The organism is Thioalkalivibrio sp. ALMg11 (assembly GCF_000377905.1).
GTDB lineage: Bacteria > Pseudomonadota > Gammaproteobacteria > Ectothiorhodospirales > Ectothiorhodospiraceae > Thioalkalivibrio.
This window is the reverse complement of sequence record NZ_KB898872.1, coordinates 18,120-44,598: the sequence shown is the minus strand read 5'-3', so window position 1 is coordinate 44,598 and position 26,479 is coordinate 18,120. Positions and strand designations below refer to the sequence as shown.

The 26,479-nt window shown below is 62.9% G+C and carries 26 protein-coding genes; 17 read left to right on the top strand and 9 right to left on the bottom strand.

Annotated elements, in window-relative coordinates; translation table 11 throughout:
• The first annotated feature begins 389 nt into the window (after positions 1 to 389).
• On the top strand, positions 390 to 1,310 hold the full coding sequence (locus D578_RS0102835; protein ID WP_231364053.1) for a hypothetical protein: 921 nt from the start codon (positions 390 to 392) through the stop codon (positions 1,308 to 1,310).
• Positions 1,311 to 1,777: 467 nt separating this feature from the next.
• Here the strand turns inward: D578_RS0102835 and lexA are convergent, their stop codons facing one another.
• Positions 1,778 to 2,437, bottom strand: coding sequence for a transcriptional repressor LexA (gene lexA, locus D578_RS0102830; RefSeq protein WP_018948483.1), 660 nt, complete (start codon positions 2,435 to 2,437; stop codon positions 1,778 to 1,780).
• Positions 2,438 to 2,542: 105 nt separating this feature from the next.
• Here lexA and D578_RS0102825 point away from each other — a divergent pair, with 105 nt between their 5' ends.
• The 5 genes from D578_RS0102825 (at position 2,543) to D578_RS0102800 (ending at position 8,066) form a co-directional block, all read left to right on the top strand.
• On the top strand, positions 2,543 to 4,978 hold the full coding sequence (locus tag D578_RS0102825; RefSeq protein WP_018948482.1) for a DEAD/DEAH box helicase: 2,436 nt from the start codon (positions 2,543 to 2,545) through the stop codon (positions 4,976 to 4,978).
• Positions 4,965 to 6,215, top strand: a complete 1,251-nt coding sequence (locus tag D578_RS0102820; RefSeq protein WP_018948481.1) for a ribonuclease H-like domain-containing protein — start codon at positions 4,965 to 4,967, stop codon at positions 6,213 to 6,215. Before D578_RS0102825 ends, D578_RS0102820 begins: the two co-directional genes overlap by 14 nt.
• 11 nt (positions 6,216 to 6,226) lie before the next feature.
• Positions 6,227 to 6,895, top strand: a complete 669-nt coding sequence (locus D578_RS0102815; protein ID WP_018948480.1) for an SOS response-associated peptidase — start codon at positions 6,227 to 6,229, stop codon at positions 6,893 to 6,895.
• Positions 6,896 to 7,072: 177 nt separating this feature from the next.
• A complete protein-coding gene (locus D578_RS0102805; protein WP_018948478.1) occupies positions 7,073 to 7,312 on the top strand; it encodes a hypothetical protein in 240 nt (79 codons plus the stop codon).
• On the top strand, positions 7,302 to 8,066 hold the full coding sequence (locus D578_RS0102800) for a DUF1461 domain-containing protein (protein WP_018948477.1): 765 nt from the start codon (positions 7,302 to 7,304) through the stop codon (positions 8,064 to 8,066). The genes D578_RS0102805 and D578_RS0102800 overlap by 11 nt, the downstream gene beginning before the upstream one ends.
• A 147-nt stretch (positions 8,067 to 8,213) precedes the next feature.
• Here D578_RS0102800 and D578_RS0102795 read toward each other — a convergent pair whose 3' ends face one another.
• Complete coding sequence (locus D578_RS0102795; protein WP_018948476.1) at positions 8,214 to 8,549, bottom strand: MbcA/ParS/Xre antitoxin family protein; 336 nt, start codon at positions 8,547 to 8,549, stop codon at positions 8,214 to 8,216.
• Between the two features lie 373 nt (positions 8,550 to 8,922).
• Between D578_RS0102795 and D578_RS15835 the strand changes: the two genes are divergently transcribed.
• Positions 8,923 to 9,795, top strand: a complete 873-nt coding sequence (locus tag D578_RS15835) for a hypothetical protein (RefSeq protein WP_155996751.1) — start codon at positions 8,923 to 8,925, stop codon at positions 9,793 to 9,795.
• 346 nt (positions 9,796 to 10,141) lie between these two features.
• Here the strand turns inward: D578_RS15835 and D578_RS0102780 are convergent, their stop codons facing one another.
• From D578_RS0102780 to D578_RS16025, 3 genes are all read right to left on the bottom strand, one after another.
• Positions 10,142 to 10,870 carry a DUF3320 domain-containing protein gene (locus D578_RS0102780; protein ID WP_018948473.1) on the bottom strand — a complete coding sequence of 243 codons (729 nt, stop codon included), beginning with the start codon at positions 10,868 to 10,870 and terminating at the stop codon, positions 10,142 to 10,144.
• Positions 10,867 to 11,862 carry a hypothetical protein gene (locus tag D578_RS0102775; RefSeq protein WP_018948472.1) on the bottom strand — a complete coding sequence of 332 codons (996 nt, stop codon included), beginning with the start codon at positions 11,860 to 11,862 and terminating at the stop codon, positions 10,867 to 10,869. The genes D578_RS0102780 and D578_RS0102775 overlap by 4 nt, the downstream gene beginning before the upstream one ends.
• A gap of 77 nt (positions 11,863 to 11,939) precedes the next feature.
• Positions 11,940 to 12,104, bottom strand: coding sequence for a hypothetical protein (locus D578_RS16025; RefSeq protein WP_196800658.1), 165 nt, complete (start codon positions 12,102 to 12,104; stop codon positions 11,940 to 11,942).
• Between the two features lie 323 nt (positions 12,105 to 12,427).
• Here D578_RS16025 and D578_RS0102765 point away from each other — a divergent pair, with 323 nt between their 5' ends.
• From D578_RS0102765 to D578_RS0102755, 3 genes are read left to right on the top strand one after another with little or no spacing between them, the layout of a single operon-like run.
• A complete protein-coding gene (locus D578_RS0102765; protein ID WP_018948470.1) occupies positions 12,428 to 13,399 on the top strand; it encodes an ADP-ribosylglycohydrolase family protein in 972 nt (323 codons plus the stop codon).
• Positions 13,400 to 13,990, top strand: coding sequence for a cyclin-dependent kinase inhibitor 3 family protein (locus D578_RS0102760; protein ID WP_018948469.1), 591 nt, complete (start codon positions 13,400 to 13,402; stop codon positions 13,988 to 13,990).
• Positions 13,990 to 14,394 carry a DUF4124 domain-containing protein gene (locus D578_RS0102755; RefSeq protein ID WP_018948468.1) on the top strand — a complete coding sequence of 135 codons (405 nt, stop codon included), beginning with the start codon at positions 13,990 to 13,992 and terminating at the stop codon, positions 14,392 to 14,394. The genes D578_RS0102760 and D578_RS0102755 overlap by 1 nt, the downstream gene beginning before the upstream one ends.
• Positions 14,395 to 14,411: 17 nt before the next feature.
• On the opposite strand, the gene D578_RS0102750 is transcribed toward D578_RS0102755, so the two are convergent.
• The 4 genes from D578_RS0102750 to D578_RS0102735 form a co-directional block, all read right to left on the bottom strand.
• Positions 14,412 to 14,648, bottom strand: coding sequence for a type II toxin-antitoxin system HicB family antitoxin (locus D578_RS0102750; protein ID WP_018948467.1), 237 nt, complete (start codon positions 14,646 to 14,648; stop codon positions 14,412 to 14,414).
• Positions 14,649 to 14,769: 121 nt separating this feature from the next.
• Positions 14,770 to 15,735 (bottom strand): sensor domain-containing diguanylate cyclase, encoded by a 966-nt coding sequence (locus D578_RS0102745; RefSeq protein WP_018948466.1) that lies wholly within the window; start codon positions 15,733 to 15,735, stop codon positions 14,770 to 14,772.
• Positions 15,736 to 15,788: 53 nt separating this feature from the next.
• Positions 15,789 to 17,849: an ATP-binding protein gene (locus D578_RS0102740; protein WP_018948465.1), complete on the bottom strand. Its 2,061-nt coding sequence runs from the start codon at positions 17,847 to 17,849 to the stop codon at positions 15,789 to 15,791.
• Positions 17,850 to 18,072: 223 nt separating this feature from the next.
• Positions 18,073 to 18,261, bottom strand: a complete 189-nt coding sequence (locus tag D578_RS0102735) for a hypothetical protein (protein WP_018948464.1) — start codon at positions 18,259 to 18,261, stop codon at positions 18,073 to 18,075.
• Positions 18,262 to 18,446: 185 nt separating this feature from the next.
• Here D578_RS0102735 and D578_RS0102730 point away from each other — a divergent pair, with 185 nt between their 5' ends.
• From D578_RS0102730 to D578_RS0102700, 7 genes are all read left to right on the top strand, one after another.
• Positions 18,447 to 19,478, top strand: coding sequence for a YafY family protein (locus D578_RS0102730; protein ID WP_026289138.1), 1,032 nt, complete (start codon positions 18,447 to 18,449; stop codon positions 19,476 to 19,478).
• Positions 19,475 to 20,083 carry a hypothetical protein gene (locus D578_RS0102725; protein WP_018948462.1) on the top strand — a complete coding sequence of 203 codons (609 nt, stop codon included), beginning with the start codon at positions 19,475 to 19,477 and terminating at the stop codon, positions 20,081 to 20,083. Before D578_RS0102730 ends, D578_RS0102725 begins: the two co-directional genes overlap by 4 nt.
• A gap of 20 nt (positions 20,084 to 20,103) precedes the next feature.
• Positions 20,104 to 20,805 carry a YajG family lipoprotein gene (locus D578_RS0102720; protein WP_018948461.1) on the top strand — a complete coding sequence of 234 codons (702 nt, stop codon included), beginning with the start codon at positions 20,104 to 20,106 and terminating at the stop codon, positions 20,803 to 20,805.
• A gap of 240 nt (positions 20,806 to 21,045) precedes the next feature.
• On the top strand, positions 21,046 to 23,025 hold the full coding sequence (locus D578_RS0102715; RefSeq protein ID WP_018948460.1) for a class I SAM-dependent DNA methyltransferase: 1,980 nt from the start codon (positions 21,046 to 21,048) through the stop codon (positions 23,023 to 23,025).
• A gap of 200 nt (positions 23,026 to 23,225) precedes the next feature.
• On the top strand, positions 23,226 to 24,146 hold the full coding sequence (locus D578_RS0102710; RefSeq protein WP_018948459.1) for an Abi family protein: 921 nt from the start codon (positions 23,226 to 23,228) through the stop codon (positions 24,144 to 24,146).
• Complete coding sequence (locus D578_RS0102705) at positions 24,143 to 25,555, top strand: restriction endonuclease subunit S (protein ID WP_018948458.1); 1,413 nt, start codon at positions 24,143 to 24,145, stop codon at positions 25,553 to 25,555. Before D578_RS0102710 ends, D578_RS0102705 begins: the two co-directional genes overlap by 4 nt.
• On the top strand, positions 25,552 to 26,475 hold the full coding sequence (locus tag D578_RS0102700; protein WP_018948457.1) for a GIY-YIG nuclease family protein: 924 nt from the start codon (positions 25,552 to 25,554) through the stop codon (positions 26,473 to 26,475). The genes D578_RS0102705 and D578_RS0102700 overlap by 4 nt, the downstream gene beginning before the upstream one ends.
• The last annotated feature ends 4 nt before the right edge of the window (positions 26,476 to 26,479 follow it).

The following is a 26,479-nucleotide window of genomic DNA, read 5'->3' as shown; positions in this document are numbered from 1 at the left end:
CAGAACGGGCCGCCGAGGCCCAACGCGCCTGATCGTCGAACACGTCCATGGCGTGTTGTCGACGGACGAACCGTTCGTCACGATCGGGGGGCGTCGATTTCGAAAGGATGGTTATCCGGGGAAGGTCCGCGATGTGCTGTATGTGCATCTGCTGTCTTGGTTCTTTGCCCTCCGGTTTACAACCCTTATCGAGCTGACCATCAAACACCGGCGGCTACGTACCCATTGGTGCCACTGCAGCAATCTGTATTAGGTTTCCCTTTACCATACTATGCCCGTTCCCGCCAGATTGACCGACGTGTTTTCGCCCTTTACCCTTGCTTCCGCTTTTCTTGTTTCTACATATGGATTGTTGATTGGGAATGGCGTCATAAAAACAAAGGGCTATAATGAATATGAGACAATATGGAGCGTTTCTGCCTCTGGCGGCGGCTATCTCTCTTCCAATTTTGACAGGCTGTATGGCCTCCACACCGACATCCCAGGGCGCTGAATTGGATTCGGTCGAGTCTGTCGCAATGGAAATGGTGACATACCAGATCCCAGAAAATGTTGTAGTTATGCCTCAGGGAGGCGACCCGTTCAACCTTGCACGGTACGCAGACCCGGATCGGTATCTCGGCGTTGATGGTTCGGATGGAATTCTGGGTATGTTCCATGATGCTCCTGCGCAAATCAGGACGCGCGCTGTTAGCTTTGGGGAGGTCTCTCTTTTACATATCGACGTACGCGCTCGTGATTCATTCCGCCAGCGTCTGTGGCTGGAAAACGTTGAGGACACGTCCTTTGTGGTTCATCGGCGCAATGACAATGGCCGTGCAGGGTCGGGTATTCAATACACTGTCAATTACTCGATCGAGGATAAGGAAGACTTTCAAGAGGTGTCATTCCAGGCTGTTAGTGCAGAGACGTATCGACAGGGCGCTATCGGTCGATTCTCAGTCCCTCCATACGATGAGAATGAGCTACGAACCATGCTCTCAAGTGGGCTGGTGTTCTATCGTTTCGAAATTGATAATCCCTATGACCCGGACACCGTTTACGCAAACTTCAGGCGCCTCCTCAGTGCATACTCGTTTAGGCCGAACCATCACAACGATGACGTGGCGGGCTTTAACGCGGATCGTTTTCGGATGCCGGTCGAGGGGATGGATGTTCGGGTTTATTTAGAGACGTTCCCCTATCGGGAAGGGTCCAAAGTAGAGGGAGTTGCAATCTTGCCGGCTCCTCCCGAAGAAGGCGGTGTGATTGATTTCGGCCCCCTCGCGGAAGCGGTTTCGGAACGTCTTGAGGCTGTAGTGTTCGACTAGGCTATGGTCTAGTGTTGTAGTTCGATTAAGTCAATGCTCGAGGGGTGATCCCTGTGGGAAAGTTTGAGCCGAGGTCTTCATCAGTCAAACGCAAAGCGCTCCTCGTGGCATTGACTCTTTTTCTTTCCGGGTGCCTTGTGCGGCAGGAGCCGTTCGAGGTGCACGGATATAGTTACGGGCCATACGGGGGGCGTGAGGCAGCCTACGTCTTCCAAGGCTTCGATGAGAGGGATTGCGCGGTTTATCGGGTGGCCCCGGTAAAGGAGAATGTTCGGGTGCCGCGTGCAGTGTATTTCTGGAATGGTTCTAGGTTTACGCGGGACATGGGCCAATGCAAGCCGTTTGTGACACCTCGGCCGGAGCAGTGGCCGCGCCAGTTGTGAGGGTTGTGCGGAGTAGGGCGCGCATCCAAGGGGTCTCATGGAAAGTGGCAGGCAAAGCGTAGGTCGCGGTCCTGTCGTCCTGGATTACTTCGGCGAGAGTAAAGATTGGTATCGGCGCATTTGGCCGACAAGAACGCCTTGGATCTGAAGCTGAGTTTTTGCGACGTGGATCGACGGATAGGCAGGGTTTTCGGAATGAAGCCGAACCCCAGAGGGCGTTTGCTCGATGCGCTTGAGGGTGACGTCTTCGCCATTGATCAGGGCCACAACAATCTCGCCGTTGCGGGCATGGTTGCGCGATTCGATGACCACCCAGTCGCCGTCCAGGATGCCGGCGTCCTGCATGGAGTCGCCCTTCACCTCGAGCACATAGCACTCGCCATGGCCGCGCAGGGCCGGGGGTACCTCCACGGGCTCCGGATGCGCGAGGGCCTCGATGGGCTGGCCCGCCGCGATGCGGCCAAGCAGGGGCAGGGTGCTGGAGCCCCATGAGCCGGGTCCCGTGGTGCCTTCGGCGACAGACGAATCCAGCACGTCATCGGCCAGCCGGACCCCTCGATGGCGACCGCGGGTGGCCTGCACATACCCCGCGGCCTCCAGTGCCCGGATGTGCTTGTGCAGCGAGCCGCGCGAGCGCAGGCCCAGTGCCTGTGCCAGTTCATCCAGGCTCGGGGCGTGCCCCTCGGCCGCGAACCGCTGCAGGGATTCGAGCACCCGACGCTGGTGCGGGGTCAGTGCCTCCATGGCATCCGTTCTCCAGGATCGTGATCGCGCAGGGAAGAGAACATTGTTCTCCGTTTGTTCTCCGGGCTATGATCGCCACTGTACGGCTCCCGCGAGAAGATTGCCATGACCGAACCGGCGCGCGTCCTTCCTGAAGTCCCCGAACCCGAGCTGCGCGCGGAAGGCCCGGGCGGAGAAGCGGGTGCGTGGCGGCTGGTTGAGCGCATCAAGGATCGTTACGCCAAACGCATTACCGGTGAGCTGGTCCTGCCGGCGCGCCCCGCCCAGTACGCCGATCTGCCCGCCGATCTTGACCCGGCCATTGCCGGCGCGCTCCGATCCCGGGGCGTGGAGCAGCTCTACAGCCATCAGCGCGCCGCCTGGGACCAGATCCGCGCCGGACAACACACGGTGGTCGTGACCCCGACTGCGTCCGGCAAGACGCTTTGCTACAACCTTCCCGTGCTTCAAGCGGCCCGCGAGAACAAGGCCAAGGCGTTGTACCTGTTTCCGACGAAGGCGCTGTCGCAGGACCAGGTGGCAGAGCTTATGGAGCTCAACGAGGCCGGTGATCTCGGGGTGCGCGCCTATACCTTCGACGGGGACACCCCGGGGGATGCCCGGAAGGCGGTGCGTACGCGTGGCGACATCGTCGTGACCAACCCGGACATGCTCCACCAGGGCGTCCTGCCGCACCACACCAAGTGGGCCCAGTTCTTCGAGAGCCTCCAGTACGTGGTGATCGACGAGACGCACACCTATCGGGGCGTGTTCGGTTCGCACGTGGCGAACGTCATGCGCCGGCTGCGCCGGATCTGTCGCTTCTATGGCGCGGACCCGGTGTTCATCATGAGCTCGGCGACCATCGCCAACCCGGAAGAACTGGCCTCGGGGCTGATCGGCGAGTCGGTCACAGCGATCACCGAGAGCGGGGCACCGGCGGGGGAGCGCCATCTTCTGCTGTGGAACCCGCCGGTGGTCAACGCGGATCTCGGCATCCGCGCCTCGGCCCGATCCCAGGTCACGCGCATCGCGCGTATGGCCCTGCGCGGCAAGCTCACCACCATCATCTTTGCGCGCACGCGGCTGATGGTCGAGGTGATCACCCGCTACATGAAAGACGTGTTCGACAACGACCCGCGCAAGGCCTCGCGGGTCGCTGCCTACCGGGGCGGCTATCTGCCCAACGAGCGGCGCCAGACCGAGAAGGCGCTGCGCAGCGGCAACGTCGATTGCGTCATCGCCACCTCCGCGCTGGAGCTGGGGGTGGATATCGGCAGCCTGGATGTCTGCCTGCTGACCGGGTATCCCGGGACCATCGCCAGCACCTGGCAGCGCCTGGGCCGAGCCGGCCGGCGGAACCGCCCGTCGCTGGGGGTGCTGGTCGCCAGTTCCGATCCGCTGGATCAGTACATCATCCGCAACCCGGAGTTCTTCCTTGGCCAGTCGCCGGAGCAGGCGCGGATCGCGCCGGACCAGCTCCTGATCCTGCTGGATCACGTGCGCTGCGCCGCCTTCGAACTGCCATTCCGGAAGGGCGAGACCTTCGGCGACGAGGATCTGGAGTCGTTGCTGGCCTACCTGGAAGAGCAGGGCGTGCTGCACCGCGAGTCCGACACCTGGCACTGGACCGAGGACAGCTATCCCGCCCAGAGCGTCAGCCTGCGTTCCGTCGCCGAGGGCAACTTCGTGGTGGTGGATACGACCGAAGGCCAACAGCAGATCATCGCCGAGGTGGACTTCTCCAGCGCGGCCGAGACCCTCTACGAGGGCGCGATCTACCTGGTGCAGGCCGTGCCCTATCAGGTCGAGCGCCTCGACTGGACCGGGCGCAAGGCGTTCGTCACGCGCACCCGCGCCGACTACTACACCGACGCCATCGACTACACGCGTCTCAAGATCCTCGACGACTTCGAGCGCGCGCCCGCCGGCCAGGGCGAGGCGGCCCGTGGCGAGGTCCACATCGTCCGGCGCATCCCGGGCTACAAGAAGATCCGCTACTACACCCACGAGAACATCGGTTACGGCAACATTCACCTGCCGGACCAGGAGATGCACACCACCGCCGTCTGGTGGCAGATGGCCCCCGAGGCCTTGGAGCAGCGCTTCGCATCCCGCCACGAGGCCCTGGACGGGTTTCTCGGTGCGGCTTACGCCATGCACCACGTGGCGGCGCTGGTGGTGATGTCCGAGCCGCAGGACCTGGGCCGGGCGGTTGGCGATGGCGATGCGCGCTGGTTTGCGACCGTGGGATCGAACGGCCGCGGCCAGCTGCGCACCCTCGATGGGGGCGAGTGCGATCCGGAGCAGGAAGGCCGGTTCCGCCCGGCCGTGTTCCTGTACGACCACTATCCCGGCGGCGTCGGGCTGTCGGCACCGCTGTTCGACAACCGGGGCCGGGTCATTCGCGATGCACTGAGCCTGATCCGGCAGTGCGACTGTGCCCACGGCTGTCCGGGCTGCATCGGTCCGATCCTCGCGAGCGACGAGGTGCGCGGCTTCTCGCCGAAGCAGGCCGCGATCACGGTTCTTGAGGGCTTGGAGTCGCATGAGCCTGCATGATCGACTGAACACCCTGCGCCTCCAGGCGGGCAGTGAGCCGCCGGCGCCCGGCCGAACTTCAGCCGGGGCCCACGCCCCGGCGTCCGATCCAGCATCCGGCAACGTGCTGGACGAGATCCGGGCGCGACTGGACCGGATGGGCGTCGCGGGAACGGGGCGTACCCGCGCAACCCCGCCACCCTCCAGTGCCGCCGTTCGACCCGATGAACTGGCGAAGCGCCTGGACGGCGAGCTCATCGACGAGCATCTGGTCCGGGTCGATCGCATCATCGCGGCGAGCCACGCCCATGGGCGCCACACGCTCGAACTCGCCCGCGAACCGGCGAGCCCTTTCTGGTCACCCGACCAGCGGGTCGGTTTCATCGACACCGAGACCACGGGTCTCGCCGGCGGTGCCGGCACCGTCGCCTTCATGGTGGGATTGGCGACGCTCGAGGGTCGCCAGGTCCGCCTGCGCCAGTGGTTGATGACCGCGTTCGCGGGGGAGGGGGCGCTGTTGGCCGCCGTGGACGCGGCCCTTTGCGATTGTGACCATCTGGTCAGCTACAACGGCAAGACCTTCGATCTGCCGTTATTGCGGGATCGCCGCCGCATGCAGCGCCGACCCGATGCCCCCGAGACCGCGCACACCGACTTCCTTCACCCGGTGCGTAGCCTGTACGGGCACGCTTGGCCGGACTGTCGCCTGCGCACCGTCGAGGAACGGTTGCTCGGCCTCGACCGCCAGGACGACTTGCCGGGGTCCGAGGCCCCGTGGGCCTGGAAGGCCTATCTCAGCTTCGGGCGCAGTGAGGATCTCGAGCGAGTGGTCCAGCACAACACCGATGACATCCTCTCCCTCACGCTGCTGGGACCGGCGCTGGCCAGCGTCCTGGCGCAGCCCGTCGTCCATGGGGCGTCGGTCGAGGGCGCAGCACGCCTGATGGAGCGCCTCGATGGACCCGCGGCCGCTCGCCGGCTGCTGGAAGGCCAACAAAAGAGCCTGTCGGTGCCGGGCCTGCTGTGGCTCGCTCGCGAATGGCGGCGAGAGGGGCGATACGACCAGGCGGTGCCCATTTGGGAAGCGCTGGCCGAGCGGGGCGTTCAGGAGGCACTGGAGGCGCTGGCCAAGTACCACGAACACCAGCGTCGGGACTGGGAGCGGGCGCTCCGGTACGCTGAGCAACTGGAACCTGGACCTCGCGCCGATGGGCGTCTAGAAAGACTTCGAATGCGACATGAGGCGGCTACCCGGTAAGGCGATACCGAATGTGCGGACGATTTGCGCGCTACAGCGTGACCAGTGAGCTGGCCATGCGGTACTTCCAGGTGCCGGTGGACGAGGGATTCGATGCCCCTCGGTACAACGTTGCCCCGGGCGCCGATATCGAAGTGTTTCGGGCGGGGGAGGAAACGCCGGCCGCGTTTCAGCCGATGCACTGGGGGTTCCGGCCCAAACGGGTAACGGATGGGCCGCAGCCCATCAACGCCCGCGCCGAGAAGGTCGCCACCAGTCCGTATTTCCGCAGTGCCTTCGCGCATCGGCGCTGCATCGTCCCGGCGGATGGCTGGTACGAGTGGCAAAAGACCGAAGAGGGCAAGCAGCCGCATTTCATCACGTTGACCGACGACGCGACGCAGGACGTGCTGTTCCTGGCGGGCATCTGGGCGCCGACCGCGGACGGAGGGGCCTGCTGCGCGATCATCACCGAGCCGGCGGCTGACCATCTCGCAAATATCCACGACCGACAGCCACTCGCGCTCGACGCTGAATGCCGATGGGATTGGCTAGACCCTGAGATCACTGAGCGTGAGCAGGTCCGCCATATCACTCGCCGTATGCCGCCCTCCGCTTTGCGGGCGTATCCGGTTTCGACCCGAGTGAATCGCCCGGCGAATGACGATCGGTCCGTGCTTGATCCTGTAGATCCAGCCTAATCCCCGGGCGTAATCTGGGATCCTACCTACACACTCGCAGGAGGCAGCATGAGCACCTATATCCTGATCGGTCTCGTTGCGGTTGGAACAGCACTGATTGTCGGCTTGAAGCGGGCGCTCCCGATGGACACCAGCAAAGACATTCAGCTTCGCTTCTGTGGCGAATAGACCGTCAGCGTGTTCGAGGGCGTCCGGGATACCGGGTTGCGCATTCGCCAGGACCCGGAGCGCACGCGGGTCTATCAGCCGGAGGTGACGCTGTTGCAGGCGGCCGCATGGAAGGGCAACCCCGCCCCCTATCAGGAGTACCCGATGCCCCATGCTCGGTATTCCCTGGCCGCGGATGATCCCGGCGATGGGGTAGCGGGCTTCGGGCCGTTGCTGGGCGACCTCGAGCGGCTGCTCCGTGCGGGGTAACGCGGGGCGCCTCGGGGCACGGCTACGCTGGACGGGGATTGTCCTGACCAGTTCGGCCGCGGCGCTGTTTCTCGCCTGGAAGCTGTTGGCGGCGGTGGGGTTTGCCTACCCGCTGTGGTACGACGTCCTGGGGATCGACGAGACCATTGCGAACTATGGCCCGCAAAACGACATCCGCCCCGGTTTCGAGCGAACAGGGAAGGACGAGCGGGTGCGGTTGTTTGCAGCGATGGCCCAGGCGATCCAGGACCCCGATACCGCTGAATCCGAGCTGGCGGCCCTCACCTACTCGGCCCCGGGGGCGGGCACCCCGGAAAAGATCTTTTTGACCGATCCCGAAATCCGTCACCTGGTGGATGTGTCGAGGTTGGTGGGCTGGGGCGAGCGCGCCGGCTGGATTAGTCTCGCCCTCCTGGCGGCATTGATGCTGTGGGCCCGGGCCGGGCGCGATCCGCCGCCGTCGTTGAAGCGTACCGGCATCGGCGTTGTGAGTGCCGTGGGAGCGTTGATGGTCTGCGTCTGGCTCATCGGCCCGGTGCGGGTGTTCTACGCCCTGCACGACGTCCTGTTCCCGCCTGAGAACCCGTGGTTCTTCTGGTACGAGGAATCGCTGATGTCGATGTTGATGCAGGCCCCGAACCTGTTTGGGCCGATTGCGGCGAGTTGGGCCTTGTTGGCACTGGTACTGCTGGCGGCCGGATTTTATGGGCTCCGCCACCACTGGTATAGCGGGGCCCAGATTCCCGTTCGCTAACGGGAGCAAGGAAGAGTCCAGCGTTCACGGAGGATCGGTTCATCGAGTGCGACATCGAGGGATAGGCTTGTCGTGATTGCCACCGTTCTTTTCGGAGTTCGTTAGCTTGGTGATCGGCTCAGATGGTGTCCTCGTTGGAACATGGTGTCAGTGAGTGGTTGCCCGGTCCAGATACGTCCGTACCATCAACAGACCCGGAAATCCGTACTCGACGATCATCTCGGCCGGCGTGAGCTGATCGAAAGCGCGGTTTCGGGTGCGGATCCACCGGTACGCCAGATCGCGCTCGTGCGGGAACATCAGACGTAAGGTCTTGTGTATGGCCAGCAGGTGCGCGGCCCGGTCCAGCATGTCCCGGTTGGCGGACAGCGGCTCGCCTTTGCGATAGCGCGTCAGCCAGTGGCGAGAGGCTTTCGTCATCCCCAGCATGGCGAGCGATTCGTCTTCATCCAGCGCCCAGCGATCGAACAGCGTGGTCACCATTCGGGCGAGTGCGCGCCGCTCGTTTGGAGATCGCCTGGGCATCATTGAAGGCATGTTCCTTTCTCCTTCGGTCACTTGGACAGCCTTCACCTGCACCTGATGATCCATATCAGGGCGACACCTACCGTCGCATGTTCCCTATACCTTCGGGGCCTCGGCTTCTGGGCACTCTTTCTACGTTACCAAAGTGACCGAACCCCCGATAATCCGTGCCATGCTGAGGAGTAAGCCGTTTCGGAAGCCATCGGCATGTTGTAGCCTATCTCGGCTTTCACAGGGAGTGTTTTGAGTGAAAGGGTGTGCGAGGAGACCGGGCTTGTTCCCGAAACTTTATTATTGCAGGGGTTGTTCCTGCGTGAGATTGGGATGAAGGATGGATGTGGATAACGAACAAAACCAGCTAAATGACTTGGTGGCCGGATATGCACTGCCAGACGACCTGCGGGGGGAATTGACCTTTGGTGCGTTGTACGATGAAGCACGCCTCGATCTGGCTTCACCCTTTTTCCAAGGTGAAGGATATGAATCTATCAAGACAATCGGGCTGCGTGATCCGCTGCTTAGTCTTCTGGATGACTTTATGGCTCAGCGATCTCAAAAGGGACAGGTACCTTACCGCGATGGATTGCTTCGTGTGGGCGATGGAAAAGCCGTCGTAGAATGGTTGCCTGAGGGTGCTGCGCAAGCGGCGGCTGACGTTCGGCGCGGCGATGCTAATTTGGTTCCTTGGTTGGTGCAGGCCCTCGACAAAGTTCAATCCGAGGCGATTAGAGTAAAGCGTGCCAAAGACCCTGATCATTGGAAGCGGAAGATATGGCGGAGCCCTGACAAAAATAGGGATATTAAGGCCGCCTTATTGGAAGAAGGTGAGCGCCTTGGGTTTCAGGTGCTTCCTTCAAAGTCGCGTGGCGAATGGCTATATGACCTAATCTGGCGTCGTTTGGATGGCAATCGCAATGTTATCGGTATTACTTTGGCGGTTGAGATAGAGGTGTCCGACAGTCGGACTGGCGGTATACGGTATGACTTTAACAAGCTTCTTCAAGCGCAGGCGGATCACAAGCTGATGGTCTTTCAGGTGAAAACTTCGGAAGACATCAAACAAGTTTTTGATCGTCTGGTTCGGTCTATCCGCGCCTTTCCGCATGCCCACCCTTGTCGCTATCTTTTGTGTGGCTGGAGCACTCAGGAAAATGCTTTCCATTATCGGGAACATTCGGTATCGACTGCTCTGGTGGACGGCTGAGGATGACCCACCGTCATTCCGACGCGGGGTCCATAACCAGTTTTCGGTAGGTACGCGCCGCTGCGGTTACGGGAAAGCGATAGGTGGCCAGATCGGTGGCGCTTCGTGCGGTCTGGATTTGGCGGTGGACGTTTCACCAGGGCGTCGAGCATCTAAATCGGGTTCGAAGTCAACGTTATTGGCAAAAAGGCCGACGTCTCGGTCGGCATAGAAGGGAGCGACCGTCTTGGTGGAGGCCCGTCACCACAGCATCAGGGGCAGCCTCCTCGTTGGCGGACCACAGCCCTTCTGTTCGATTCCCTTGGCTATCGATTCTGATGGAGTGGCGTCGTGTTCGATGGCTTGTTCAGATGCTTGGCCGAGGCTGCGCGAAGCTTTTTCGGTCGGGCTCCAGCCCTTGTTTTTCCCGAACTAGCAATCCTTCCTGAAGTGCCCGGTCCAGTGGTGTCTGCAGTCGCTCCCGTGCGTTCTCGGTCAGGCGGATGAATCCCGTGCGATAGAGGGCGTCGTTCAGAGCCGTATCGACCGCGAGTGAGCCGGCCTCCACCACCGTGCGTACGAGTGAGAGCATCAGCTCGGTATCGTGGACGTGGTCGAGCTGGCGGAGGTTGTCCGGCAAGCCGCTCCAGTCCCGAAGACACGGAACTAGAAACTGCTCCGGGCGGCCGCTGAAGTCTCCATCAAGCCGGATCTGTCCGGTTGCCCCCAATGCCGCGCGCCGTTGGTGGATGCTTGCTTGAATCCGGGAGCCGGCCCGGCTGAACCCGGCACCGTCGAGTAATCGCTGGGTCAGCACTCGAAGGTGGACGGGGCCTTCGGTATCGACTACCCGCATGATCGCTTCGTCCAGATCGGATTCCGGGATGTCGTGGAAATGGTCGTGTCCGTCGAGGGCCAGAGAACGGGACTCCGTTTCCGGATAAGCAGGGTCATCGAAGGTCACCACAAAACCGCAGGTCTGTTCGCGGCAGTACGCGCGCCAGGCCGCGCATGTCTCGCGCGGGCCGGGATTCCGGATCAGGGTCTGATGGATCTGCACCAGGGCATCGAGGGAGCCGGGGCGGGGGTCGCTCATGCCTCTCCCTCGAACACCAGCTCCACGCCCATCGCTTCGGCCGTGAGATCGATCATCGTTTCCTGCAGCAGCGTTTTCGGGCCATCCAGCAGACAGGCGTCATCCAGGGCGAGCAGGGTCTCGGTGACCCGGTTGGGGTCGTTGTCCCGCGCATAGGCTTCCGCGATCGACACCAGAACCCCGAAGACCGGCTCGATGTCGTCGGGTGGCAACGGTCCCAGCCAGGTGTCCCACTGACGCCCGGCCTCGGCGATGTCCTCAAGAAGGGCGGCCTCGGCCGCCGATGCAATGGAGTTATCGCTAGCAGGTCGGGGCGGACGGGTGGAACCGCGACCCAGTACCAGCAACGCGAAGGCGAGGGCGGCGAGCTGATCCCGCGAAGGCCAGTCGGCGATCGACACGGCGTGTTCGTCGAGGACGCGTTGCCCGAGCGGCTTTACATCAGCCAGCGCCACGTCGGGCCGGGCGGCTTCCTCCTCGGCCAGGCGGCGCCGCGCGGCGGCGACCGTTCCCAGGCGGTGAAGGCCGCCCAACAGACCGGTAACCATCCGCAGCAGGGCTCCCACGAACCAGGAGGCAGCCGCGAATAGCCCATACAGCCCCTGGATGGCCGCGGCATTGTGCCCGCGCAGTTGAACCCCCGCGATCTTCGCCGAGGAGCGCCCCGGCCGGATCCAGTTGAACGAGCCGATCGGCGTCTTGGTGGAGACCGTGACGCCGGATTTGGAGAGGTTGAACTTCGCCGCATCCGAGCCGTAGCGCCCGCGCAGGATGAAACGCCCATTCTGGAAGGCGACCTGGGTGTTCTTCGCCAGGCGGGTCGAGACGCGAACGCCATGGCGGGTGTTGCCGGTGAGGTTCACGCCGGCCGCTCGGGTCTGCGCCCGGAGCGATAGCCCACCGGTTCGGCTGGCTCGCAGATAGCGCCCGGTGTGCTCGATGCGCTTCTGGCGCCCGTCGCGGTCCTTTTCGCCAACCTTGAGTATCGTCACGGTCGGTTCCCGTCAGCTCGGGGTCGGGCAACCATCCAGGCTTGCATGCATCAAGCGCTCAGCCCTGCATCCGGATTTCACTCGCCGTCCTTCTTTTCGCCTTCGTCTTGTTTCGGTTCATACAGCACCTCGAAACCGCCGACGCCCATCTGGCCGTCGCTGCGCCGCTGCATATTCTCCAGGCGCTGCTGGCGTTCCTTCTCTTCCAGCTCCTTGTCCCGTTCCTGCTCTTCGTCGTCCATGTGGTGCTCCATGCTTTGATTCGTGGCGGTGGTGTTTCGGGTTTGGGGGGCGTTCTTCACCCCATGGCATGAATGCTACCCGCCGGTCGTTGGATGTTGCGATTGGGGGACGCCTTTGACATTGAGGGTCATGGAAGGCCGGACTGCGCTGCAGTGATGTCCGGTGTGGCCGGACCACGATACTGACACGGTCGAGTGCATGGTGATGCGTCAGGGGGTGACGCCTGCGTGTGTTACCAAGTAAGCGAAGGCGCCGTTCACCGGCCGCAATCACGTGAGCGTATCGTCCAGGTTTCATCAGGCCAACAAGAAGAAGGCGGGGCATGCCAACACTCGAAGACCGCTACCGGGGCGCCATGCTGGGATTGGCATGCGGTGACGCATTGGGGACCACCCTGGAGTTCCAGCGTCCCGGCAGTTTCACGCCCATTACCGATATGGTCGGGGGTGGACCCTTTGATCTGCAGCCGGGACAGTGGACGGACGATACGTCCATGGCGATCTGCCTGGCCGAGAGCCTGGTCCACTGCCACGGGTTCGATGCACACGACCAGATGGATCGGTGCGTGCGGTGGTGGCGGGAGGGGTATGCGAGCAGTACGGGACGGTGTTTCGATATCGGCAACACCGTGCTTTCTGCGCTTCGTCGCTACCAGGACGCCGGCGACCCCATGAGCGGCTCGGAGGATCCCCAAACCGCCGGCAATGGATCCTTGATGCGGCTGGTTCCGATCCCCCTGGCCTATCGGCGCACACCGGTTCAGGCACATGTTGCTGCGCGGGCAAGCTCGAGAACCACGCATGGTACACGTGAGTGCCTGGATGCCTGTCGTTTGTGGACGGCTTATACGCTGGCCGCTCTCGATGGAGTGAGCCGAAAAGAGATCCTGGAACGTCCCTGGTGCGAGCTGCCGGGCTTCGAGGCGCAGGATGCGCTGGCGCCTCGGATCGAGGCGATTGCGCAGGGGGCATTCCGGCAGAACGATCCACCCCGCATCCGCGGCACGGGCTATGTGGCCGACAGTCTTGAGGCCGCTCTGTGGGCCTTTGACCGAAGCCGCGATTTCCGGGAAGGGGCCCTGATGGCGGCCAACCTGGGCGATGACGCCGACACCACCGCCGCGATCTTCGGCCAGTTGGCCGGGGTCTTTTACGGGGATGCGGGCATCCCCGAGGAATGGCGCGCCCGGCTCAGCCAGCACGACCGGCTCGCAGCACTCGGCGATGCGCTGTTGCAGCTCTCGGATTCAGCACCCACAGGTGTGAGCGAAACCGGATCACCGGAGGCACTCTGAATGACCACCGTCCGTACCAGTGCAAGTCATCCACTGGAGATCGCTGCGATTGCGTTGCCGGAAGGCGGCACCATCGGCATCACCTTCTGCCCAGGCAAGCAGCAACACGACGCGATGACCGGCCCCTGGGTCCGCGACCTGCTGTTGGATTTGGAACAGATTCGGGCGTGGGGCGCCACGGCGGTCGTGACCCTCAACCCCAATGGGGAGCTCGCAGCGTTGGGCGTTCCAGGTCTGGGCCAGGCAGTCGGCGACGCCGGGTTGGCGTGGTATCACCTGCCGATTCCGGATATGGCCAGTCCGGACCGGCTGTGGGATGAGCGCTGGCAGGCCGTGGCGCCGGAAATCCATCGGTCGTTGTACGCGGGCGGCCGTTGGGTGGTCCACTGCAAAGGCGGTCTTGGCCGGGCCGGAACCGTCGCCGCCCGTCTGTTGGTGGACCGGGGTATCCCTTCAGTAGATGCGATGGCGCTCGTGCGTCAGGCGCGCCCGGGCGCGATCGAAACCGGTGCACAGGAACGCCACCTGGCGCAGGCGCCGGTGGGACAGTACGCGAATGAGTTGACGGTCGAGCAAGAGCGGGGCCGTTGATGAAGCGGGTGTTTCTGAGGTGGGCCGGTTGGGTCGGATGCGCGCTGCTGTTCGCAAGCTCACCAACGGCTGCCGAGGGCTACTTCAAATGTGAAACCGCCAATGGGATCGAGTACGCCGACGCCCCCTGTGAGGATGGTGCCAGCCGCCGCGATCTTCCGGACCAGTACGAGCGCGAGCAACGGCGTGCGGAGCAGAGGCGCTTCGCGGTCTGTTTCCGACCCTCCCGTGTCTTCTCGCCCGGGGATGCCGTTTCGGACCTCGCCGAGCTTTGTGGCCAGCCGCGCAGGGTGCGTCGGCTGACGACACCCGATGGCGTGGAGGAGCGTTGGGAGTATCGACAGGGGCAGGGCTCTCTGTTCGTGTTTGTCGAGAAAGGCGCAATCACGGCCATCAGGGACTAAGCTCTGCTTCCGGGCAATCAGCCCGCCTTCACGCGGACCAGGATCTCGCCCGGTTCGGGGCGTGATGGCGAGGGAAGTGGACGCCCATCGAGCCGGTAGCCCTCCAGTGCCACCATGAGCGCGTCCGCCATCTCGGCCTTGGCTTCGTCGCGTTCAGCCCCGTCAGTGAGCGCCTCCGGCACATCACGGCAGGTGGCGAGGTAGCGCTCGGCGGCGTCGCGCTCGATGCGGACGGGGTAGCGCTCTGCAGTCATGTCGGTCCCTCCGGGGCTGAGTCAAACATCAAAGCCAGTCCGATATACCCAGACACCCATTGCAGCAGGTCTCGCGGTGCGAGGAGAGCTTTTCAGGCGATTGACCCTTTGCCTACCGATATCATCGGTCCGAGTGCACCCGGTCGCGGCCATTCGCCTTGGCCTCGTAGAGGGCTTCGTCCGCTCGGCGCATGAGTCCATCGAAGGATTCGCCGGTTAGCAAGGTCGCACTGCCGATGGAGATGGTCAGCCGGATCTCCGGGGCGAAATCGGGCAGACGGACCTCCCGTACGATATCGAGAAGCCGTCTGGAAAGGTCGAGCGCCCCATCGTGGTCTGTTTCCGGCAACAGGATCGCGAACTCTTCCCCTCCGGTACGTGCCATCAAATCCGACTCGCGCAGGATCCCTTCACAGGCCTGCGTGATGCGTCGAAGAGCTTCATCGCCCGCCGCATGGCCGTACTGATCGTTCAGCCGCTTGAAGTAATCGAAATCGATTTCCAGCAGGGAGAGCGGGTGCTGGTGGCGATGCGCGCGTTCCACCTCCTGGTGGGCCCGCGCGAACAGTCGCTGACGGTTGGCCTGCCCGGTCAGGGGATCCGTGTGGGCAACCTCTCGCCAGTAGTGTTCAAGCTGTTTGCGGGGCGTGATGTTCACCGCGACCCAAAGGGCGACGCGATTCGAGTGATCATACGTGGGCAAGGGGAGCACGCGGCCCTCGAACCATTGCTCTGTCGTGCCTCGCGCGCCCGTGCGGGCGTCATCAGGCAGTAACGCCACATCGGCGGTTCGCAGGCAATATTCAACGGTCTGCAGTTCGCCGGACTCGATCGCAGTACGCACCAGCTCCAGGCAATGGTCCGCGAGTGGAGCCGGCAGGGCATCATGCAGGTAGTGTCCGACCAGGCTTTGTCCGCTGACATACATGGTCTCATTGGCGCCGCCGATCACCTTTACGTACAGGCCTTCCTCGTCGAAAACGAAGGAGATGTCGGGAAGGGCCTTCAGGAGCGTGAGGAGCTGATCCTTTTCCGCCTCCAGCGCGGCAAGTGTGGAAGTTTGCGTTGAATCTTGAATGTCATCCATGTGGCGCTCCTTGGCCTCTGCAATCCGTGCTACTACGTGTTGGCGGTCTTGGGTCAGGCGAAGCCTGCGCGTCGTGTGCCTGTACCAGGCTTGATGCGATGCTCGCCGACCAGGGCGTTGGCCAGTGCCTGCAAGGTGAGGCCTGCGCGAGGCGTGCCCCGGCGCGAGTGGCCTCGCACCACTGTCGCGAAGTCGCCGGGAGTGAGGCCGTCGAGTCGGCGCACGACCGCGTGAGCGGTATCGAGTGCGGCGCGATCGTCTGCATCGCTTGGCTGCAGTCGCGAGACAAGCTGTTCGAAGAGCTGTGCGCGTTGCTGGTGATCCAGTGGGCGCAGTTCCAGCTTGTGGTCGAAGCGACGCAGGGCGGCCGGGTCCAGGGCCTCCAGGAAGTTGGTGGCGCACACGAGGATGCCGTCGAACGCCTCGATCTGGACCAGCAGTTCGTTGGTTCGAGTGGTCTCCCAGGATTGGCGGGCCTGCGATCGATCCGTCAGGAAGCTGTCGGCCTCGTCCAGCAACAACACCGCACCTTCCTTGCGTGCCTCCCGAAAGGCCCGGGCCAGGTTCTTCTCGGTCATCCCCACGTACGGCGAGATCAGTTCCGAGGCGGTGCGCTTGCGCAGCGGGCGGTCGGCTTGTTCGGCCAGATGATGAGCCAGCGCCGTCTTGCCGGTGCCCGGCGGGCCATACGCCAGCAGGGTGCCTTGCCCACCCGCGATCAGGTCCTCGATGACCGCCTCTACCGGGGTGTCGGTATTGAGGTATTCGAGGCCGTAGTCCAGTGCATCCAGCCCGCGGGGCGTGGTTAGTGGCGGGCGCCCCTGAAGTTCGGCCTGCTGGTTCAGGTGATCCGCCATGATCGACTCCGGCGCATCCCGGCCATTGCGAAGGAGTCGCGCCACACGTGCAGCGCGGCGGATCTCGGCGGGGGTGAGGGCGTCGGTCCCGGCCGTGTGATCCAGCCAGGCTTCGGTCACGTCGAGGCCTTCGCAGGCGCGCGTCAGGAGTGCGCGGCGGACCGAGCGGGGCGGGTGGCCCACCTCAAGCGCGTAATCGAAGCGACGCAGATAAGCCGGATCCAGCTGGTCCGGATGGTTGGTGATCCAGATCGCCGGTACCGCGTTCTCCTCCAGCATCTGGTTGGTCCAGGCCTTTCCGCCGCTTTTCGGGCGACGGCTGCCTCCGAACAGCGCCGCGAATGGATCGCGCCCGAACACATCCTCGATTTCATCGAAGACGATGAGGGCATCGTCGGCGCGGCGCAGCAGGTACTGACAGAGTTGGTAGGCGCGTTGCCGATGATGGGGTTCCATGGGGACACCCTCGGCGTCTTCATGGTTCACCTCCCGTGCGCGCAGCTCGGTCTCCTGCGCGATGCGCCGCGCGATCTGCGTCTTCCCGGTGCCCGGGGGTCCGTATAGCAGGATGTTGACGCCCTGAACGCCATCCGCAATGGCCTGGAGAAGAAGCGCCTTGAGCCGTTCGATGTCCGATTCGAGGTGCGGCAGGGGAAGTTGATCCTCCTCGGGAGCCGGCATGTCGCGGAAGAACCCCGTGAAGATGCGATCCGGGGAGTCCATCGTGCCGGAAAGCTCGGAGGCCAAGCCGCGCAGCAGGTTAAACCCGAGTTCGTTGGATACCATCGTGGCCAGCGTCTGCCCCTCGACGAGGCCTGAACGGACCAGGGTCTCGCGGGGCGCGAGGGCTTTGCGGATTTCGCGTTCGGTCCGGTTCAAGGCAATCGCCAAGATTCCTTCCGGGGACACGTCACAGGCCTCGCGAACGTCGGACAGCAACTCGGAAAGAGCGTTGTTCGAGGTCATGAGCGTGAGGATTTCCAGGATCTCGCTTTCCGTGCCGTTCAGGCCCAGCGGTTCGCCAAGGATCCGGACGTTCTGCGCGATCGGGTGGTCTCGCAGTCGCGGGGCGTCGGACTCGAATGCCTGAAGCCGTTCCTGCACCGCCCGCTCCAGAGCGAGCTCGTCGTGTTCCCGTTCTTCGTCGTCGAGGAGTATGCCTAGTCCCTCCAGCGAGTCCTGGTCCAACATTCGGTCCAGTTTGCCGCTCGCGTCCTGCGGCAAGGCCGCTGCGAGGACCCGCAGACTCCACAGCATGCGGATGCCGCTCAGTGCCCCCGCGCGGGATAGGCGGCTAGAGCGCATGCGGTGTTTGCGAAGTCGACGACGGTGGCTTCTGGGCATGTGGCGCTCCTGGTGTAAGTCGAATTCCAGCTTCACACAGGAGGGCGACAGCTTTTGACGCATAGCAAATTTAGAAAGTCCGTACTCCTCCCTCGAAAGGGGGCCTCGTACTGCATGCGGAACGCGCGTTACCGCATCAGTCACGGATCTCGTAGAGCAGCACGCCTCGAGTGTCGCGGACCTGCTGTTGGCCCAGGGCGCCTTCGGTGATGTAGCCCTTGCGGTTCCCGTCGGGGTCATAGATGGAGGGTTTGCCGAATCCGGCTGGGGCGGTCGCGGCGCACCCTGCCAACAGGCAAGCGAGTCCGATCACGATCCATCTCATGGCGATCTCCTGATCCGGTGATGTTTCGGACAGTTTGGCGCTCTTGTGCGACATGGCCTGACGCCCCGATGCGATGTACTCGAGGGAATGACAGGGCAGGGGTCCGGTTTGCCATGAGGGCGATGTGGGATAAGGTGGCGGCAAATGCACCGGCATTTAACGGACCGGACGAGAAAGGGAAAGGGATGCCGGAAGGGCAGGGAATGCGCGCCACGTTGCAGCGCCGGATGTTGTTGCTGGGGATGATCCCGCGGCGCCCGAGGCGGCTTAGCGCCCCGGATCTCAAGGAGCGGCTCGCCTATCGCGGGATCGACGTGTCGCTGCGCACGGTCGAACGGGACGTCGAGAATCTCTCCTCCTTCCTACCGCTGGTCTGCGACGACCGCGAACGCCCCTACGGCTGGTTCTGGTCCGACGAGGCGCCGCTGCAAGATGTCCCTGCAATGGATCCGGAAACGGCCCTGACGCTGCAGATCCTGCATGCACACTCCGCGCAACTGCTGCCGCCTTCGGCCCGGGCGCGACTCAAGCCGCAGGTGGCCCGCGCCCGGGAAGTACTGGATTCCGCCGGCGATGCCTCCGGTCTGAGTCTGTGGCCCGAGCGGGTTCGCATCCTTTCCAACGGCCCGCCACTGAACCCGCCTGAAATGCCGGACGGGGTGTTCCCGATCCTGCAGCAGGGCCTGTTGGAGCGCCGCTGCCTCGATATTACCTACCGCTCCCGTTCGAAGGGGCAGGTCAAGGACCACCGGATCCATCCGCTGGCACTCGTGTTTCGCGAACCGGTTACCTACTTGCTGGCCACGATGGAACCGCATCAGGATGTCCTGCATCTGGCGGCCCACCGCATCGAGGCTTCAACACTGACGGATGTTCCGGCTCGAGACCCGGAGGGTGGGTTCGACCTTAACCAGATCATCCGGGATGGCGCTTTCGACTACCCCGAGGGCGAGCTCATCACCCTCGAACTCCGGGTAAATGCGGACCTTGCCTACCACCTCCACGAGGCGCGCCTGGCGGAAGACCAGCTCATTGAGCGGGGTCCCGACGGCACCTCGCGTGTGACGGCCACCGTTCGCGACACCGCCCGGCTCAAGTGGTGGCTGCTGGGGCTGGGTGCAGGCGTCGAGGTCGTTGGACCCCCGTCACTGCGCGACGCCATTGCCCAAGAATTGGAATCCGCCCGTCTGGCCTACCGCACGAAGGATCCCGCATGAGGGCCTTCCGTGCCTTGCGCAACATCTGGGCGTGCTTGTCCGGTCGCAGGCGCCTGGCAACGCGCGAGGACATTCGGGCATGGACCGTGGGCAATCTGTTGCTGGAGCTTCCGCGGTGCACCCGCCGTGTTCGGCTTCTGTCACCCCAGCAGGGGCAGTCAGGCGGCGGCTGTGAATGGATTGTTTCCGCCCGCGACCTGGAGCACTGGCTGGAAGAATGTGACCAGCCTGTGGTCGCGGCAAGACCGGACGGGACTCGTCGGGCCTTTCGATTGTGGCTGCAGGCCGCGGACGATCGTGTCGACGCCATCATCGATCTCCCGGACGCGTTTCGGTCCGAACTGCGCGGCCGGTTCACGCAAATGGTTTCGGCGATCGCGGGAGAACTTCGCTGTGTGCGATGCGATGACCTCGTGACGGGCCTGGAAGAGGTGTGCGGCGACAAAGCCCAGGACGGGGCCTTCACCGTCTGGACGACGCAGACCCGATGTGTGCGAGGGCATGACCTGTTCAGCGAGGCGCACGCGACCGAGTTTTATTTCGGGGGACGGGCGAGTCGTGACTCGGCCTCTCCATCAAGTCGCAGGCAACAGGCTAGGGCCTGAACCAAACAGGGGCAGAGAAAGTGATCAGCGGAAAACTGGCAGGGCTGATGTTGGGCGGGATGTTCCTGGTCGGGTGCACCACGACGCCTGTCAGCCTGGATCCTGCGCAGAGCAGTGACACGGTTGCCGTCGGTTCGGCGAATGTCGAGATGGGTTCCGTTACGGACAGCCGGCAACACGGCTCGAACTGGCTGGGGGCCATTCGGGGTGGTTTCGGCAATCCCCTGCAGACGCTTGAAACCGAAGAGCCGGTGTCCGAGGTGGTCCGCGGCCAGCTCGCCACCGGGCTAGAGCAGCGCGGAATGCTCGCCGAAGAGGGTGAGGGCGATTTCGTCCTGGAAGTCGACATCGAGCAACTGGATTCGAATCAGATGATGCGCCGAGAGGCGCATTCGAGACTGGATGTCACCCTGGTCGAACGTGGCTCTCGTCACATCGCGTATGAGAATTCCGTTCGGTCAAGCAATGTGGAGGGCGGCGCAGGCGGCGGCATCTTCGCGTCGATCGAGAAACTGGAAGAGCTCCTGACGCGGACCCTGTGGGAGACGATCGACGAAGCCTTGGACGACGAGCGCCTGCACCGCGCCATCGCCGAAGGGCCCTCGGAAACCCAATCCTCCAGCGAGTTGGAGGCGGATCTCGAAGCACTGCGCCACCTTCGGGATCGGGGTGTGTTGTCCGAAGACGAATATCGTGAGCGCGTACTGCAGTTGGTGGACTGATGCGGCGGTCGCACAGGACCCCTTCCTGTTCCCCTGTCTCGGAAAAAGGCAATTAGGGAAGGTCTGGCATTGCGGGCTCAGGCGTCGGGAATTGTCGCCTGAAGCTGGCAGGCTGGGGGGTTGGGCGCGAGCAATAACGCCATTGGGGTGTTCGCGCGGCGTGAAGGTTTGCTGCAACAATGCCGGCACCATCGGGTGCCCGGCATTGGGCAGAGTGAAGAAAGAACAGGGGAGCAGGGCTTGAACACGGAGAATCATTCGGAGACGGCGGCGTGGATCTGGTCGGTGGCGGATCTGCTGCGGGGGGACTTCAAGCAGTCGCAGTACGGGCGGGTGATCCTGCCGTTCACGCTGCTGCGGCGGCTGGAGTGCGTGCTGGAGCCGACCAAGGACGGCGTGCTGGCCGCCGCCAAGGAGCACGAGAACAAATCGGAGACCGTCCGCGAGCAGCTTCTGCTGCGTAAGGCCGAGCAGCCGTTCTTCAACACCTCGCCGCTATCGCTGGGCAGTCTGTCGGACACGCAGACGGCCGAGGACCTGATGAGCTACATCGAGTCCTTCAGCTCGCATGCCCGCGAGATCTTCGATCACTTCCACTTCGAGGATTTCGTCCAGCAGCTCGCGTCCAACAACCTGCTGTATCAGGTGGTGCAGCGCTTCGCCGCCATCGACCTGCGCCCGGCGCGCATCTCCAACTTCGGCATGGGCCTCATCTTCGAGGAGCTGATCCGCAAGTTCGCGGAGAGCTCCAACGAGACGGCGGGGGAACACTTCACCCCGCGCGACATCGTGCACCTGACCACCTCCCTGGTGCTCACCGGGCAGGACCACAAGCTCAAGCCGCACGGCATCGTCACCGTGTACGACCCGACCTGTGGCACCGGCGGCTTCCTGTCCGAGAGCGACGAATACGTCCAGCAGATCAGCCAGGACGTCACCGTGTCCCTCCACGGGCAGGAACTGAACCCCGAGTCCTACGCCATCTGCAAGGCGGATATGCTGGTGAAGGGCCAGAACGTCGAGAACATCAAGCTCGGCAACACGCTCTCCGACGACCAGCTCGACGAGCTGCAGGCCGACTTCATGCTCGCCAATCCACCCTTTGGTGTGGAGTGGAAGAAGGTCCAGAAGCAGGTCGCCGACGAGCACAACCACAAGGGCTTCAACGGCCGCTTCGGGCCCGGCCTCCCGCGCGTATCCGACGGCTCGCTGCTGTTCCTGCTGCACCTGGTCAGCAAGATGCGAGACCCGCGCAAGGGCGGCTCGCGCATCGGCATTATCCTCAACGGCTCGCCGCTGTTCACCGGCGGGGCCGGCAGCGGCGAGTCCGAGATCCGCCGCTACCTGCTGCAGCACGACATGGTGGAGGCCATCATCGGCCTGCCCACCGACATGTTCTACAACACCGGCATCGCCACCTACATCTGGGTGCTGAACAACAACAAGCCGGCCGAGCGCCGTGGCCGAGTGCAGCTCATCGACGCCACCGACCGCTACGCGAAGATGCGCAAGTCGCTGGGCTCCAAGCGCCAGTACATCGACGACGCCAACATCGACGCCATCGTGCGCACCTACGGCAGCCTGGAGGAGAGCGACAAGAGCAAGTTCTTTCCAATCGAGGCCTTCGGCTACCGCCGCATCACCGTCGAGCGCCCGCTGCGTTTGAACTTCCAGGCCAGCCCCGAGCGCATCGAACGCATGCTGGCCGAGAAGCCGATCCAGAAGCTCGACGAGACCACCCGCCTCGGCGTGCAGGCCGCTTGCGAGCGGCTGGACGCCGAGCGCGTCTACAGCAACCGCGAGGCCTTCCTGAACGACCTGAAGGCCGAGCTGAAGGACCTCGACATCAAGCTGGGCGCGCCGGCCCTCAAGTCCATCTGGAACGCACTGAGCGAACGTGACCCCGAAGCGGACATCTGCACCGACAACAAGGGCAACCTGGAGTCCGACAGCGATCTGCGCGACACCGAGAACGTCCCGCTAGGCGAGCACGTCTTCGACTACTTCGAGCGCGAGGTGAAACCGCACGTCCCGGATGCCTGGGTCGACGAGGACAAACGCGACGAGCAGGACGGCGACATCGGCATCGTTGGCTTCGAGATCCCCTTCAACCGCCACTTCTACGTGTTCCAGCCCCCGCGCGCGCTGGAGGAGATCGACGCGGACCTCAAGGCCGTCACCACCCGCATCAAGCAGATGATCGAGGAGCTGTCCGCGTGATGCGCGAAAGCCGCAGCATTACGGTCAGCTCGGTGATGGCGTGGCCCCGGGGCGGGCGGGGTGCGACTGTGTTGTTCAAGGGGCGAGGCGTTGCCCAGTGGGGCATCACAAACTATAATGCCCGGCAACAATACCCGCCAAGGCTATGCTCCCCGGAGTACCCTCAAACCGGCGGGTTACTTGTTTCTGGGAAGGCGTGAATGGATTTCACCAAGCCCGCCAGGACGCACCAGGAGCAGCTTGGCCTGCTCGAGGCCCGCGGCCTGCACATCGAAGACCGTGACCGGGCGCTGCACTATCTGCGGCACCTGAACTACTACCGCCTCACCGCGTACTGGCTGCCGTTCGAAGCGGATCACGACACGCACCGCTTCCAGCAGGGGGCGTCGTTCGATGCGCTTCTGAACCTGTACGTATTCGACCGTGAATTCCGCCTGTTGCTGCTGGATGCGATCGAGCGTGTAGAAGTCTCCCTGCGTGCGGGATGGGCCTATCACATGGCGCATCAGCACGGCCCCCACTCCTATCTGGATGCCTCGCTGTCCGTGCGTGGCGACTGGCACGCCAGCCACCTCGCGAAGCTCGAAGCGGAAGTCTCGCGCTCAGACGAGACCTTCGTGGCGCACTATCGCAACACCTATCGCCGGCCGGCGACGCCCCCGGTCTGGGCGGTTTGCGAAGTCATGTCCCTCGGGCTGCTGTCACGCTGGATCACCCACCTGCGCCCCCACGACCGCGAGGCGATCGCGAAGCCCTATGGCCTGAACCAGAAGGTGCTCCAGGCGTTCGTCCGCCACCTCACCTATGTCCGCAACCTTTGTGCTCACCACAGCCGGGTGTGGAACCGGCGTCTCACGATCACCATGAAACTGCCGCGCAAACCAAGGGCCCTCGCCGAGGTCATCAACGCCAATGAGCCCCGTCGCCTCTACAACACGCTGGTCATGCTCGGATACCTGCTCGACATCATCAGCCCGAACCACCACTGGAAACAGCGATTGGGCGATTTGATTCGGACTCATGCTATCGACGCCACCCTGATGGGCTTCCCCGCGGACTGGAAGGAACGCGATTTCTGGTCAGTAGTTGTCGGAACTAGCAGCCAGGAGGCTTCGCAATGACCTTTCCGAGGTACCCGGAGTACAAGGACTCCGGCGTCGAGTGGCTGGGCGAGGTGCCGGCGCATTGGCGGGTGCTCGCCGGAAGGCGGTTATTCAAGCAGAGGAAAGAGCGTCCGCATCCCGGCGATGAGCAACTTACCGCTAGCCAAGCTTATGGCGTAGTGCCCCAGCGTCAATTTATGGAGGATACGGAAAGGCGCGTGGCCATTGCCATACGGGAGAGCAATGCCTTCCGTCATGTAGAAAGAGATGACTTTGTTATAAGCCTTCGTTCTTTCGAAGGTGGTATTGAGCGGTCATATTACAAAGGCATAGTTAGCTCAGCATATACTGTCCTTCAGGCTGCATCTTCACCTATTGAACCGAAATATTTTCGCTACCTTCTGAAGGACGTTGCATATATCTCAGCCCTGCAGGCAACAACGGACAGCTTGCGCGATGGTAAAAGCATAAGATTCTCGGATTTCGGAAGTATAGCCCTCCCACTCGCGCCCCGTGAGGAACAGGAAAAGATTGCCGTCTTTCTCAACCACGAAACCGGGCAGATCGATGCGCTGATCGAGGAGCAGCGGCGGCTGATCGAGCTGCTGAAGGAGAAGCGGCAGGCCGTGATCTCTCACGCCGTCACCAAGGGCCTCGACCCCAACGTGCCCATGAAGGACCCCGGCGTCGAATGGCTGGGCGAGGTCCCGGCGCATTGGGATGCCGTGAGCTTGCGCCGGGTCCTTGATGCAATCGAACAAGGGTGGAGCCCAGAATGCAATAACACGCCTGCTGAGGATGGCGGGTGGGGCGTTCTGAAAGCAGGCGCCGTGAATAACGGGATTTTCCGGGAGAACGAAAATAAATCCCTTCCCGACGAGCTTCATCCACGACCAGAACTAGAAGTTCGTAGCGGAGATGTTCTGCTGTGCCGTGCGAGTGGCTCGACCGATCTAATCGGTTCGGTCGCGCATGTAGATCAATCACGTGGACAGTTGATGCTCTCAGATAAGCTATTCAGGTTGATATTTACACGTAATGTCTCGCCAAAGTTTATCTCCAGAACGCTGGGTAGTGTGTCTCTGCGGCGACAGATAGAGCAGTCAATCAATGGAGCGGAAGGCTTAGCGAATAATTTATCCCAGGCCACGATCAAGGCGCTGATGATTCCGGTCCCGCCTCTTCCAGAGCAAAACGAGATAGTGGACCATATCGAACACATGACTGGTGATCTGGAACGGCTTTTGGATGCGTCTCATCAGGCTGTTGCGGTATTGCAGGAGCGACGCTCGGCACTGATTTCGGCGGCCGTCACCGGCAAGATTGACGTTCGCGGCTGGTCGACCGGTGTCGAGTCGGAAGAGCCGGAGCTGGCCATGGTCGCCGAGCACCGCGCCGGGTATTCAGCGCAAGGCGGCGCGGCATGACCCAGGGCCGCAGCATCCGCCTGTTCCTGGTCGACGGCACGCCGCACGGGCTGCTGACCGCGGAGATCATGAACTGGACCGGCCATGTGCTATCGGGACAGCGGACGAAACTCTCGGAGCTAGTGAAACGCCCAGAGTGCGGCCGCACCGGAGTGTACTTCCTGGTGGGCCCGGACCCGGATAATAGTTTGCGCCCGCTGGTTTATATCGGTGAATCTGACGATGTGGGTATGCGTTTGAAGCAGCACAATCGTCCGGAGGAAAAAGGTGGTAAGGATTTCTGGGAAAAGGCCTGCCTGGTCACCAGCAAGGATCCTAATCTGACCAAGGCGCATGTGAAGTATTTGGAGAGCCTGTTGATACAGAGCGCGGGCGAGGTGGGCCGGTGCAAGCTGGTCAACGGGACAGCACATGAGTACATCAATCTTCCAGAGTCGGATCGTGCCGATATGGCATTTTTCCTTGAACAGATCCGCACGATACTGCCGGTACTGGGTTTCGACTTCCTGAGCGAACAACGCAAGACGCCCTCGAATGAAGGACCAGGGGAAGGCGGGCCTGAATCCTCGCCGGTCTTCGTGATGGAAATCGCCTCCCACGGGGTCAAGGCGCGAGCACAGGAAGTCGATGGGCAGTTCTTTGTGCTTTCCGGAAGCATTGCGCGGGAGAAGTGGGTTAGCGAGCACACCAGTTACCGAGCCCTGTACGAGCAGCTCAAGGAAGACGGAGTGCTGAAGGTTGATGAGTCGGGCAAGACGCGTTTTTCGGCGGAACAGGCGTTTTCAAGCCCGAGCGCGGCGGCGGCAATCGTATCCGGGCGGCCGGCCAATGGCCGGACAAGTTGGTGTGTCGAGGGCTCTGGACAGACCTACGCCGCCTGGCAGGACCAACAGGTTTCGGCAGCGGCGGGAGAGGATTGATGCG